We start from the raw sequence: 12,978 nt of genomic DNA, 5'->3' as shown, positions 1-12,978 counted from the left end.
CCATTTACATCGGCGGCGTCAGGCCGTCGCGGCCGACGCTGACGCGGTTGGTTTCGAATGAGCCGTCCGGCAGCTGCTTCATGAAGGCGATCACCTTGGCGCCGGCCTTCAGATCGGATCTGTCGCCGGGGACAAAGGTCACCACCGGCGTATTGTCGGCGACGAACACCTTCTTCTCGCCGTCCTTGTACTTGACCAGCAGCGTATGGCCGTCATTGCCGACCACGCTCTCCGACACGGTCGCATTGGTCATGCTGGAATTGGGCTTGAGGTCATAGGGTCGCGAGCCCTCGCCGGTGCCGCGCATGCTCTCCGGAAACACGTGCACCTCGACCGCGTTCGCGCCTCCGTCCGGTCCCGGCACGGTGGTGGCGCCGACGAAGGAGCCGGGCTTGATGTCGGCAAGTGAAATCCTGGTAATGCCCGACACGTTCACGTCGGAGGCGATGTGCAGCTTGACATCCTCGCCGCTGCGCGCCTTGACCTGCATCGTGTCGCCATTGACGCTTTCGATCGTGCCTCGCACGCGCGTCGGCACCGGCGCCCTTTGCGCAAGGGCCGAGAGGGTCGAGACGGCCACCATCGCGACGGCGATGAGCGGACGTGTGAAAGTTGCACGTTGAACAGACATGATGGTCTCCGATTGCGCCCTATTGTCCCTACGGACATAGAACTCCGGAGATTACGCGCTATTCTCTCAAGTCTTTGTGAGATCGGCCTCGACCAGCGCACGCAGCTCGGCCGTGACCTGCGGCCGCTGGCCGAACCACAGCTCGAAGCCGCGGACCGCCTGATGCAGCAGCATGCCGAGCCCGTCGGCGGTCTTCAACCCGCGCGCCTGTGCGGCCGCCAGCAGCGGCGTCACCAGCGGGACATAGACGAGATCGGCGATCACGGCGCCATCCGGCAGGCGCGCCACTTCAAGGTCGAGTGAAGGCTGACCGTGCATGCCGAGCGAGGTCGTGTTCACGAGAAGTTTTGCACGCGGCAGAATGTGGTCGATGCCATCCCACGCAACAGGATGCACCTTCGGCCCGAACTGCCTTGCAAGCATCTCGGCCCGGCCGACGGTGCGATTGGCGAGATGGACGCGCTTGATGCCGCGTTCAAGCAACCCGAACACGATGGCGCGCGAGGAGCCGCCGGCGCCGAGCACCAGCGCCTCTTCGGCTGCGTCCCAGCCGGGCGCGCTGGCATCGAGATTGCCGATAAAGCCCTCGACGTCGGTGTTGGTCGAGCGCAGCTCGCCGTCTGCAAACCAAAGCGTGTTGGCCGCACCGACCGCTCGCGCGCGGGCATCGGGCGTCGACAGCTCGAGCACGCCTTCCTTGTGCGGGATGGTGACGTTGGCGCCGACGAAGCCGCGCAGCGACAGCCGCAGGACGAAGTCACGCAAATTATCGGGTGGAACCGCCTCGATGACATAGCCGCCCTCGATCCCGAGCGTGCGCAGCCAATAACGATGGATCAGCGGCGAGCGCGAATGCGCGGCCGGCCATCCGATCAGGCAGGCTGCGGGAGCCTTGGTCACGGTCGTCCTCCCCTGGGGTGGTTTCGGAGGCGATCCATTTCGCGTCCCGCAGGCGCTGTCAAGCGCGCGGGGCCGTCTCGGGAGAGGCTCGACGTCAGGTCGTGCCCGCCTCACCACCCGCGGGCAGCGCCGCGCCGCCCTTGATGTCGGCGACCGCACGCGCGATGGTCTCGCGATAGCGCGCGCGTGGCGGCGTGACGCCATGGGTGAGCAGCGCACGGCGGACCGCAGGCGACGCCCCTGTGATGAACAGCCGGATGCCCTGGCGGTGGGCCTTGGCGGCGACGCGGCCGAGCACGTTGGCCGCGGTCGAATCCAGGAACGGCACGTCGGCGAAATCGACCATAAAACCCTTGCGCTTGTCGGCGATGCCGTCGAGCACGCTGCCGATCGCCGAGGCCGCGCCGAAGAAGAACGCGCCGGTGATGCGATAGACCAGCACGTCGCGATCGACCGCGAGTGCGGGGTCGTAAGGCACGCGCCCGCCATTATCGTCATCGGGACGATCGGCGGCCACCAGTGGCGATCGTTCCTCGATGCCCGTCATTTCCGCCATGCGATGGATGAACAGGACCGCGCCAAGCGCGAAGCCAACCAGAATGCCCTCGGTCAGATCGCGGAAGATGGTGAGCAGGAAGGTTGCGAGCAGCACGACGGCATCGCCCCATGACGAGCGCAGGAGCGTCGCGAATTCGTGCTTCTCCGCCATGGTCCAGGCCACCACGACGAGCACGGCGGCGAGCGCGGCCAGCGGGATGTAGCTCGCGAGCGGCGCTGCGATCAGCATGAACAGCAGCAGGAAAACCGAATGCAGCATGCCCGCGAGCGGCCCCCGCGCGCCGGCGCGGATGTTGGTCGCCGTGCGCGCGATCAGCCCCGTGACACAGATGCCGCCGAACACCGCCGCGCCGACATTGGCGGCACCTTGCGCCACCAGCTCGCAATTGGAGCGGTGACGGCGTCCGGTCATGCCGTCGGCCACCACCGCCGACAGCAGCGATTCGATGGCGGCGAGCAGTGCGAAGGAGATCGCATCGGGCAGCACGGCGGTCGCCTTCGCGAGCGAGAATGCAGGCAAGGCTGGCGAGGGCAGTTCCCGCGGAATGCCGCCGAAGCGCGATCCGACGGTCTCGACCGGCAGCGACAGCACGGCACATGCGACCGCCGCGAGCACGACCGCGATCAGGATACCGGGCCAGGACGGCAGCCAGCGTCGCAGGCCGGCGATGATGGCAATGCTGACGATCGCAACCGCGACGGCCGACGGATTGACGGTGTGCAGGCCCCCGGCAAGCGCGACGAGTTTCGGGACGAATTCGCTGGGCTCCTTCGCGAGGAGCGTGATCCCGCCGAGATCGCGCAGCTGGCTGGCGAAGATGATGACGGCGATGCCGGCCGTGAAGCCAACCGTCACAGGATATGGAATGAACTTGATATAGGTGCCGATCCGCAGGAAGCCCGCAGCGATCAGGAACAGGCCCGCCATCAGCGTGGCCAGGACCACGCCGTCAACCCCGTGACGGTCGGCGGTCGCCGCAACCAGCACAATGAAGGCGCCGGCCGGACCGCCGATCTGGAATCGGCTGCCGCCGAGCAGTGACGCAATGAAGCCGCCGACAACAGCGGTGTAGAGTCCGCGGTCCGGCGTCACGCCCGAAGCGATCGCGATCGCCATCGACAACGGCAACGCGACGATCGCGACCGTGAGGCCCGCGAACACATCGGCACGGAAATCCGATAAGCCATAGCCCTCGCGCCATACGGTGACGAGCTTTGGCAGATAGAGTTCGGTAAAGGTCGGCCGACGAGGCTGGTGCAGCTTGCCTGCGTGTTCGCCTGTGATGCTCATTTCAGCAAAATGCTCCGCTGCCCACAACGCTCCGATGCATCGTGCGGCCGCGTATCGGGGCGCGACGGTGCGTTAGTTAAGACTGCTCCCGAGCATGATCATTGCGGGATCATGCTCCCACCCGACGCGGCGGCCCCGGCTCCTTGAGCCGAACGCCGCGTCCGCCGCCTTCGCTGCGCGCCTGTTCGCCGATCAGCTCGACGCCGGCGCGATCAAAGGCTTCGACCACTTTCATCAAGGTCTCGACCACGCCGCGGACATTGCCGGTGCTCGCCTCCATCCGCTGAATGGTCGGCAGCGAAACGCCTGCGAGCTCCGCCAAGGCCCTCTGGTCAATGCCGAGCAGCGCACGCGCTGCCCGCATCTGGAACGACGTGATCACCTTGGCCTCACGTATGAAAGATTATAAATGATGTCTGGAACATGCACAATGATGTAAAATACATCATAAACGACCGAACGCAAGGGGAAGCTCGCCATGCGAGCCATCCGTCTCCACCGTCATTGCGAGGAGCGAAGCGACGAAGCAATCCAGAATTCCTCCGCGGAAAGACTGGATTGCTTCCGCCTTCGCTAAAGCTTCGGCGGACAAGTCGCTGCGCTCACACTGACGGTTGGGAGGAGCAGCGTGAGTCCAACCTTCGCCACGCCCATTGTGAAGCCCGTCACCCCACCCCTCTCCCCGTAAGAACGGCGAGAGGGAGTGAGACAGTGATGCGTCCCTTACTTCGGCAGACCGATCACGCCGCGTGCTGATGCGCTGCGATGATCTGGTCGGCGGCGCGCCCCGTGACTTCGGCCATGTGGTCGAACTGGCGGGTGAAGCTGCCGGCGCCTGCCGTGGCCGAGCGCAACTCAACGATCAATTCGCCGATCTCGGCTTCCGGCATCATGGCGCGGACGCAGTCCCATCCGCTCCAGCCGTCGCGGGTGTCAAAGCCGAGGATCTGGCCGCGCCGTGCCGACAGAATCGCATTGATCTTGGCGGTGGCGTCGGTCGGGCAGACGATCTCGACCACATGGATCGGCTCCAGCAGCACCGACTGGCATTGCGGCAGGCCCTCGGTGAGCCCGACCCGCGCCGCCGTGCGGAAGGCGAGGTCGGAGGAATCGACGCTATGATAGGAGCCGTCGGTCAGCGTCACCTGCAAATCGGTGACCGGGAAACCGAGCGGGCCGCGGGCGAGCCCGTCGATGACCCCCTCTTCCACCGCGCCGATGTAGTTGCGCGGGACCGCGCCGCCGACCACCTTCTCGGCGAACTTGAAGCCCTCGCCGCGCGGCAGCGGCCTGATGTCGAGCACGACATCGCCGAACTGGCCATGCCCGCCAGACTGTTTCTTGTGGCGGCCGCGCTGGACGATCGGCTTGCGGATGGTTTCCTGATAGCCGATCGCGGGGGGATGCGAAGCGACCTTGACGCCGAAACGATCGCGCAGCCGCTCGCTCGCGACGCGCAAGTGCATCTCGCCCTGACCCCACAGCACGGTGTCGTGGGTCTGCGCGTTCATCACGAAGACGAGCGAGGGGTCCTCCTCGTGCAGCCGCATCAGCGCCTGGCCGAGCTTGACGTCGTCCTTGCGGTCGGTGGCCGCAACCGAGATCGCGAGCACCGGCGGAGTGGGTTCTACGGCGGTTAGCGCTGCCGGCTGGATCTTGCCGCTCGAGACCGTGTCGCCGGTCTTGATCGGGTCGAGCTTGGCGAGCGCCACCGTATCGCCGGCTTCCGCCGCGGTACGCTTGGTGTCGTAGGCCCCGGTGACGGCGAGGATGCCGGAGATGCGGCTGGCCCCTCCGGAGGAGGCTTGCAGCGTGGCACCGTCGTCGAGATGGCCAGCGAGCATGCGCGTCAGCGACAGCTTGCCGCCGTGCTGCGAATGCAACGTCTTGAAGACGAAGCCGAGGGCGTCCCTCGTTTCGGGAACGCCGAGACGTTTTGCCGTTTCCGCGATACCGGGCGCCTCGTGGCGCAACGCTTTCATCAAACGCAGCACGCCGTTTTCGCGTGCGGCGGCGCCCAGCAGCACGGGGCAGATCAGCCCGTCGCGCAATTCGCGGGCGAGATCGTCGAACACGGCATCGCGCGGCGGCTGGATGTCCTCGAGCAGCTGCTCCATCAGCGCATCGTCGTGATCGGCGAGCTTCTCCAGCATCGAAAAGCGGGCCTCCTTCTCGCGATCGAGATCGCCGCCTTGGAGCGCGACCACTTCGGAGGCCTTGTGCTCGCGGTAAATGAACGCACGCTCCAGCGCGAGATCGACGAAGCCCTCGATCAGTTCGTCCTTCCAGATCGGGATCTGGCGCAGCACCAGCGGTACGCGCGAGGCGGGCTGGAGCATCTCGAGCGTCTCGCGGATGCGCTTGTTGGCGCGGTCGATCTTGTTGAGGAACAGGAAACGCGGGATCTCCAGCTCCTCCAGCTCGCGCAGGATGATCTGAAGCTGCGGCAGCTTCTTCTCGTCGGCTTCGCAGACCACGATTGCGGCATCGACCGCAGGCAGCGCGGCGCGCATGTCGTGGGCAAATTCGACGGAACCGGGACAATCGAGGAAGGTGTAGCTGTCGCCCATGAAACTCGTGGTGACGGCAGTCAGCCCGACGGTCATCTTGTGATGACGGGCCTCTGGCGTGGCGTCGCCGACGGAGGTTCCGGCATCGACGCTGCCGGCGCGCGGGATTGCGCCCGTTCGCGCCAGGATGGCTTCGAGAAGTGTGGTTTTACCGCTTTGGAAAGGGCCCACCAGCGCGATGCACCGTGGACCTCGGGGACTTCTGACGTCTTGTCCCATTCGCCGCCTCCTTGGTGTGGAGCTCGGCCCATGATTGGGTCGGCAAACGCTGATGCTCTGCCCGTCCCCGAGATTTGGCAAGCATCAAAAATCGCTGCGGTGCGTCGTCGGTATTTCCTCCTCTCCCGGAGAGAGGTTGAGGAGGAGCGCTTCGGCTGGCGCCGAGTCTCAACGTCCCGGGCGGAGTTCCAGGCTCTCGAGGCCGGCGGCGACGTTGAGGCCGACCTGGCCCTGCACGCTGAGCGGCTGGAGCGCGATCGAATTGTTGGAGCCGCCGACCAGCACGTTGCCGCCGAGACCGACACCGACCGAGGCGCTGCCCTGCGCACCGGCGTAGTTGCCGGCGAGGTCGCCCGGGCCGAGCCGGTTCACCGGCGCGAACACGCCCCACGCCAAAGCCGTCTCCTGTGTGATGCCGATATCCAGACCGACCTTGCGGATCGTCGCAACGTAACGGTCGTCCGGCAAACCATCGACGCGCAGCACGCAACCGAGATGGGTCACCGATCCCACGATGAAGCCCACGCTGGCGCCGCCGCGGCATTCGAGCACGCCCACCTGCACCATCCGCGATTGCGCGCTGGCGCCCGTAACGGAGGCGACGAGGCTCGCAACGGCAAGCCCGGCGAGGAGGAGTGAACGGCGCATGAATATCTCCGGCGATGAATGTGATGCGAGCATGGAGGCGCGGCACACGCCGCGCGATGGTCTATGCCACAACAGTTCCGGTGGCGCCAGATCGTGCAGACTTGAAAGAAAAAGGGCCCGCATTGCGCGGGCCCTTTGATGTCACTTCATGTCTGTGAGTTCAGCGCAGATTGCCGCAGAAGCGCTGGATGCGCTTGCAGGCGTCTTCGAGGTCCGAGGTCTTGGTCGCGTAGGAGATGCGGAACGCGGGGCCGAGGCCGAAGGCCGAACCCTGCACCACGGCGACGCCTTCGGTCTCCAGCAGTTCGGTGACGAACGTCTCGTCATTGTCGATCACCTTGCCCGACGGCGCGGTCTTGCCGATGGTGCCGGCGCAGGACGGATAGACGTAGAAGGCGCCCTCGGGCCGCGGGCACTCGATGCCCTTGGCCTGGTTCAGCATGGAGACGACGAGATCGCGGCGCTCCTTGAAGACCTTGTTGTTGGCGGGGATGAAGTCCTGCGGACCGTTCAGCGCCTCAACCGCGGCCCATTGCGCGATCGACGACGGGTTCGAGGTCGACTGCGACTGGATCGTCGACATCGCCTTGATGAGCTGCGCCGGACCGCCGGCATAGCCGATGCGCCAGCCGGTCATGCAATAGGCCTTCGACACGCCGTTCACGGTGAGCGTGCGGTCGTAGAGTTTCGGCTCGACCTGCGCGACCGTGGTGAACTGGAAGTCGTCATAGACGAGGTGCTCGTACATGTCGTCGGTCATCACCCACACATGCGGATGCTTGACCAGCACGTCGGTGAGCGCCTTCAGCTCGGTCCTGGTGTAGGCAGCTCCCGTCGGGTTCGACGGCGAGCACAGGATCACCCATTTGGTCTTCGGCGTGATCGCGCGCTCGAGTGCCTCGGCCTGGAGCTTGAAGCCGGTCGCGGCGGTGCAGACCACCGGCACCGGCTCGCCGCCGGCGAGCGCCACCATCTCGGGATAGCTGACCCAGTACGGCGCGGGGATGATCACCTCGTCGCCCGGATTGATGGTTGCCATCAGCGCGTTGTAGAGCACCTGCTTGCCGCCGGTGCCGACGATGATCTGGTTCGCCTTGTAGACGACGCCGTTCTCGCGCTGAAACTTGGCGATAATGGCTTCCTTCAACTCGGGAATGCCGTCGACCGCGGTGTACTTGGTCTTGCCGGCTTCGATGGCGTGGATCGCGGCCAGCTTGATGTTCGCGGGCGTGTCGAAGTCGGGCTCGCCGGCGCCGAGACCGATGACGTTGCGGCCCGCCGCTTTCAGCGCACGTGCTTTATCCGTGACCGCGATGGTCGCGGACGGCTTCACACGGTCGAGCGCAGCGGCAAGGAAGGACATCGTCATCTCCTGACAAGCGTCGTGAGCCCTTTGGCTTCACGACTCCGATTGTGGGAATGAACCACCCTAAAACGAGTGCCGTTGCACCGCAAGAAACTTCGGTCCGATCCCGCAAAAGTTTACGTGTCTGGCGTTTCGAGCCGCGATTTCCCGCAATATTCCGTAACTTTGCCGCGCAAACCCCTTATATCCGACAACGCGTGCCCTCGGAGCAATTTTGCGGGCCATGACGATGCGGAAGCTTCAGTGCCCAAGACGCGACCGCGGTGCTCGCCCACGATCGCGTCGAGCAACGCACTTGCGCGTTGACGCAAGCGTGAACTGAGTTGGATGGTCGCACGGAAATGATCTTCCGCCGCATTGCAATGCGGTAGGGTTTTCGAGTTTTTCTATTGGCCGGGTCTTGCGGCGGATTCGCATCGGCATCATTGTTTAGCCGCGTTGCGGGGCAACAAGCGCCGCGCCCTCCCGTCGTCCGGAATCATCCCCAGAATGTACAAGCTCTATTCGATGCAGCGCTCGGGCAACAGCTACAAGGTCCGCCTTGCGCTGGCGCTGCTGAACTTGCCGTACGAAGCGGTCGAGGTGGACATTCTGCGCGGCGAGAGCCGCACCCCGGACTTCCTGGCCAAGAACCCATCCGGCCAGGTGCCGCTGCTCGAGGTCGGCGACGATCGCTATCTCGCCGAGTCCAACGCCATTCTCTGGTACGTCGCCGTCGGCACGCCGCTCGCGCCGGAGAACCGCATCGATCGCGCCGACGCGCTGCAATGGATGTTCTTCGAGCAGCACGCGCTGGAGCCGAACATCGGCGCGGCCTATTTCTGGCTGTCGCTGGTGAGGGGCGGCCGCGACCTCCAGACTCATTCGCTGGAGGACTGGATGGAGCGCGGCTATGGCGCGCTCCAGGTGATGGAGAATCATCTCAGGACCAACGCCTATTTCGCCGCCCGCCAGCTCACGGTCGCCGACATCGCGCTGTACGGCTATACCCACCTCGCCGACCGCTGCGACTTCGACCTCTCGACCTTCCCGGCGATCCGGGACTGGCTGAAGCGCGTGGAAGCGGCGCCTGGCTACGTCGCAATGGACTGGCGGCCGGCCGACATCGAGGACCCCGCCAGCATCGCCGCTGGTGCCTGAGGGGCGAGCTCTGGCAAATAGCGGGCATAAAGGTCACCATTGCCGCAATCTCGCCATTTTCGCTCGATTGGCCGCCGCAATATTGCCGATTGCAACAGTGAAATTGTTCGATGTCGCGGGTGATTCGCTCGCGCGTTGAAGGATTTAGACCATGATTCGGGCGTCCGGCACGGCAGGCTTTCAGGGCCCACCCGCTACCGTTTCGTCTTCCCGGCTGACCAACGCGGTCGCGGCCTCGCTCGCCGTCGCCGCGCTCTCGTTGTGCCTGATCGTCACCCTGACGGTGCTGTCGACCAAGGCGACCATGGCGATGGGCCTGCCGGTCTGATTCCCGCTTCATCCTGGACCCGCCTTCAAGGCGCCGCATGGCCCGCGCCGACCGGCATCGCGACAGGACGTCGATGAAATCACCTGTGGTCATCGTTGCAATCACCCTGACCGCGGCCATCCTGGTCGCGGCATCGCTGTTGATCTTCGTCGGCACGCGCAAGGGCCAGGGGACGTCGAAGCTGAATGCGCCCGCGCTGCAACAACGTCTCAAGCACGCGCACTTGGTCTAAAATCATCCGAAAGCTTTGCGCGAGACCCAAAGCGCACCTTAAGCACACCGCGCGAAACCGCATCGCAATGGCGCAATGTTCGGTCAGTGTTGCCGCCTTACCTCGTTCAGGAAGGAGCGAGACAGCCCCATGCGGTTGGGATGGCGTGCGATCTCCGGTCCGGCGCTGACGGCAGCGACTTTGCTGCTGACGGTGTTTTTCGATCGCTTCGTCCCCACTCCCTGGCCCGCGCCGCTGCTCGTCTGCATCGTGGCGCTCGCCGGCGCGCTCTCGGGTCCCGCTTCCGCCGTCGCCAGCGCAGCCATCGCCGTCATCGGCGCGGCACTGCTGCGCCTCAGCCGGCACGGCGTTGCAGGCCTTACCACGGCGGATATGATCCAGCTCGGCCTCCTGGCCGCGACGGCCGCGGGCACCGCAGGCATCACCGGCCTGATGCGCCAGCGGCTGCTCGGCACGTTTGCCGCCGAGCGTCGGAGTCACGCCATCGCCGCGCGGCTGTCGGCCGCGCTCGACCAGGTCGATATCGGCATCGTGCTGCTCGATGCCGAGACGCGCGCCGAATTCATCAACCGCGCGTTCCGCGATTATTTTGCGGTGCCGGACGACATCGCCGACGGCAAGCCGCCGTTCGTCGCGCTGATGTATCACGGCCGCGACACCGGCGCGTTCGAATTGCCCGAGGACGAACTCGGCACCTTCATCGCTCAGCGCATGGAGATGGTCCGGATCGGCGATGCCACGCCGATCAACATCGCCTTGCGCAATGGCGAGGTGTTGCGCTTCGTCTGTGCCGCGCTGCCCGACGGCGGCCGCATGCTGAGCTACACGCCGGTGACCGACCTCGTGCGCCACACCGATGCGCCGTCCCGCGCCGACTACTACCGCTCGCTGCGCGATCCCGCGGGCCGCAAGCTGATCCGGTATCTGCGCGTCGCGGAGTGATGCGCGATTGATCAGCACGTCCATCATCACGTATGAAGGACGCCTCATCGATCGCGGGAATTTCATATGTCGCTCACCATTCGCCCCGTCACCAGGCAGGACTACGATCAATGGCTGCCGCTGTGGGACGGCTACAACGCCTTCTACGGCCGCTCCGGTCCGACCGCGCTCTCGCCCGAAATCACGCGCGTGACATGGCAGCGCTTTTTCGATGCCTATGAGCCGGTGCACGGATTGGTCGCCGAGAGTGACGGCCGCCTGCTCGGGATGACGAATTACCTGTTTCACCGCAGCACCACCGCGATCGAGCCGTCCTGCTATCTGCAGGACCTGTTCACGACCGAGGCCGCGCGCGGCAAGGGCGTCGGCTCGGCGCTGATCCACGGCGTCTACGAGCGCGCAAAGCTCATGGGATCGCCGCGCGTGTACTGGCAGACGCACGAGACCAACGTGACGGCGCAGCGCCTGTACGACAAGGTCGCCGAGCGTTCCGGGTTCATCGTCTATCGCAAGATCTTCTGATCCTCGCGATCGCGCCGCCTGTGGATAACTCTGTCTGTCACCTGCGCGTAACATAGCGGGACTAGGCTGCAGCTGCGTCTGGTCAGCCCCCCGTCACCGATCAAGCGCCCCAAAGCGGTCCCCGTCAGTCGCCGCGTCTGACAGGGGCCGCATTTTTTTGTCGGCAGTCCTTGTCGGCAGCCTTGTCAGCATGGCAGCAACGCGGCGCACGGCTTGCTGCGGCGGGGCACCGCGGTCACAATGCGCCCCTGCCCATCTCCGACGGGGATCTCCCATGGAAATTCGCAATCTCGGCGCCTCCGGCCTGCGCGTGTCTGCGGTCGGGCTTGGCTGCAACAATTTCGGCCAGCGCACGGACCTGGAGACCTCGCGCAAGGTGATCCACGGCGCGCTCGATCTCGGCATCACGCTGTTCGACACCGCCGACATCTATGCCGGCATGGGCGGTTCGGAAACGGTGCTCGGCACCGTGCTCGGCGACCGCCGCAAGGAGATCGTGCTCGCCACCAAATTCTCCAAGCCGATGGCGGCCGACGGAACCAAGCAGGGCGCTTCGCGCCGCTACATCATGAACGCAGTCGAGGCGAGCCTGACGCGGCTCAAGACCGACTACATCGATCTCTATCAGCAGCACGATTACGACCCGCTGACTCCGATGGAGGAGACGCTGCGCGCGCTCGACGATCTCGTCCGTCAAGGCAAGGTGCGCTACATCGGCAATTCCAATTTTCCGGCCTGGCGCCTAGCGGAGGCCGAGTTCACCGCGCGCGCGATGAATGTCAGCCGCTTCGTCTCTTGCCAGGACGAATACAGCCTGCTGGTGCGCGACATCGAAAAGGATCTGCTGCCGGCGGCACAAGAGTACAAGCTCGGCCTGCTGCCGTTCTTCCCGCTCGCAAGCGGGCTGCTCACCGGCAAGTACCAGCGCGGCGCGGCCGCCCCGACCGATACGCGCTTCGGCAAGGTACCGGCATTACGCGACCGCTATGTCACGCCGCGCAACGAGGACATCGTCGAGAAGCTCACGGCATTTGCGAAAGCGCGCGGGCACAGCATGCTCGAGCTCGCCTTCTCCTGGCTCGCCGCGCGCCCGCAAGTGTCGAGCGTGATTGCCGGCGCCACCCGCGTCGCGCAGGTCGAGGAGAACGTGAAGGCGATTGCGTGGAAACTCGGTGCGGAGGAGATGGCGGAGATCGACAAGATCACGCTGGGCTGATCTTTGCGGCGGCGCGCGCTACTTGGCGCCGCGCCCCACCGTCTGCATCACCTCGAAGCCCTCGAACTGGGGATGGCCGAGATAGGTCGGCTTGGTGTCGCCGGCCCGCGCGTGCGCGGCACGAAAGGCATCCGATTTGGTCCAGGCCTCGAACGCCGCATGGTTCGCCCACACCGTGTGCGAGGCGTACAGCGTGTGATCCTCGAGCTCGGGGCCACGCAGCAGATGAAACTCGACGAAGCCCGGCACCTTGTCCAAATGAGTATCGCGCGAAAGCCAGACCTGTTCGAAAGCAGCCTCGGAGCCCTTGGCGACGCGGAAGCGGTTCATGGCGATGTACATGGGTGATGGTCTCCTGACGTTCGGCCGATCATGTCGTCATTCCGGGACGCGCCGCAAGGTGCGGGCCCCGGAA

General features: G+C 65.3%; 14 protein-coding genes. 6 read left to right on the top strand and 8 right to left on the bottom strand.

Features of this window, described 5'->3' with window-relative positions; all coding sequences use genetic code 11:
- Positions 1-4 precede the first annotated feature (4 nt).
- The 7 genes from IVB54_RS05690 to IVB54_RS05660 form a co-directional block, all read right to left on the bottom strand.
- A complete protein-coding gene (locus IVB54_RS05690; protein WP_085348798.1) occupies positions 5-631 on the bottom strand; it encodes a hypothetical protein in 627 nt (208 codons plus the stop codon).
- A 66-nt stretch (positions 632-697) separates the two neighbouring features.
- On the bottom strand, positions 698-1,531 hold the full coding sequence (locus IVB54_RS05685) for a shikimate dehydrogenase (protein WP_204512354.1): 834 nt from the start codon (positions 1,529-1,531) through the stop codon (positions 698-700).
- Between the two features lie 94 nt (positions 1,532-1,625).
- On the bottom strand, positions 1,626-3,380 hold the full coding sequence (locus IVB54_RS05680) for a SulP family inorganic anion transporter (RefSeq protein WP_247296238.1): 1,755 nt from the start codon (positions 3,378-3,380) through the stop codon (positions 1,626-1,628).
- Between the two features lie 109 nt (positions 3,381-3,489).
- Positions 3,490-3,762, bottom strand: a complete 273-nt coding sequence (locus IVB54_RS05675) for a helix-turn-helix transcriptional regulator (RefSeq protein ID WP_007614761.1) — start codon at positions 3,760-3,762, stop codon at positions 3,490-3,492.
- A gap of 358 nt (positions 3,763-4,120) precedes the next feature.
- Positions 4,121-6,169: an elongation factor G gene (locus IVB54_RS05670; protein WP_026232552.1), complete on the bottom strand. Its 2,049-nt coding sequence runs from the start codon at positions 6,167-6,169 to the stop codon at positions 4,121-4,123.
- 168 nt (positions 6,170-6,337) lie between these two features.
- Complete coding sequence (locus IVB54_RS05665) at positions 6,338-6,817, bottom strand: DUF992 domain-containing protein (RefSeq protein WP_026232551.1); 480 nt, start codon at positions 6,815-6,817, stop codon at positions 6,338-6,340.
- Between the two features lie 160 nt (positions 6,818-6,977).
- Entirely contained in the window at positions 6,978-8,180 is a 1,203-nt protein-coding gene (locus IVB54_RS05660) for a pyridoxal phosphate-dependent aminotransferase (protein ID WP_007596745.1), read from the bottom strand.
- 492 nt (positions 8,181-8,672) lie between these two features.
- Here IVB54_RS05660 and IVB54_RS05655 point away from each other — a divergent pair, with 492 nt between their 5' ends.
- From IVB54_RS05655 to IVB54_RS05630, 6 genes are all read left to right on the top strand, one after another.
- Positions 8,673-9,323, top strand: a complete 651-nt coding sequence (locus IVB54_RS05655) for a glutathione S-transferase family protein (RefSeq protein WP_018453545.1) — start codon at positions 8,673-8,675, stop codon at positions 9,321-9,323.
- A 151-nt stretch (positions 9,324-9,474) separates the two neighbouring features.
- The gene (locus tag IVB54_RS05650) at positions 9,475-9,651 is read left to right on the top strand and encodes a hypothetical protein (RefSeq protein WP_007614766.1); all 177 of its coding nucleotides are present in this window, start codon (positions 9,475-9,477) and stop codon (positions 9,649-9,651) included.
- A 37-nt stretch (positions 9,652-9,688) separates the two neighbouring features.
- The gene (locus IVB54_RS05645) at positions 9,689-9,883 is read left to right on the top strand and encodes a hypothetical protein (RefSeq protein WP_018453544.1); all 195 of its coding nucleotides are present in this window, start codon (positions 9,689-9,691) and stop codon (positions 9,881-9,883) included.
- Positions 9,884-10,012: 129 nt separating this feature from the next.
- Complete coding sequence (locus IVB54_RS05640) at positions 10,013-10,825, top strand: PAS-domain containing protein (protein ID WP_247777094.1); 813 nt, start codon at positions 10,013-10,015, stop codon at positions 10,823-10,825.
- A 66-nt stretch (positions 10,826-10,891) separates the two neighbouring features.
- On the top strand, positions 10,892-11,347 hold the full coding sequence (locus IVB54_RS05635; protein ID WP_018453542.1) for a GNAT family N-acetyltransferase: 456 nt from the start codon (positions 10,892-10,894) through the stop codon (positions 11,345-11,347).
- A 274-nt stretch (positions 11,348-11,621) separates the two neighbouring features.
- Positions 11,622-12,563 carry an aldo/keto reductase gene (locus tag IVB54_RS05630; protein WP_018453541.1) on the top strand — a complete coding sequence of 314 codons (942 nt, stop codon included), beginning with the start codon at positions 11,622-11,624 and terminating at the stop codon, positions 12,561-12,563.
- An 18-nt stretch (positions 12,564-12,581) separates the two neighbouring features.
- On the opposite strand, the gene IVB54_RS05625 is transcribed toward IVB54_RS05630, so the two are convergent.
- Positions 12,582-12,905 carry an antibiotic biosynthesis monooxygenase gene (locus tag IVB54_RS05625; protein WP_007596764.1) on the bottom strand — a complete coding sequence of 108 codons (324 nt, stop codon included), beginning with the start codon at positions 12,903-12,905 and terminating at the stop codon, positions 12,582-12,584.
- Positions 12,906-12,978 lie beyond the last annotated feature (73 nt).

This window comes from Bradyrhizobium sp. CW1 (assembly GCF_023100665.1).
Taxonomy (GTDB): domain Bacteria; phylum Pseudomonadota; class Alphaproteobacteria; order Rhizobiales; family Xanthobacteraceae; genus Bradyrhizobium; species Bradyrhizobium canariense_D.
The sequence above is the reverse complement of the archived record's forward strand: the minus strand, read 5'-3'. Positions and strand labels throughout refer to the sequence as shown.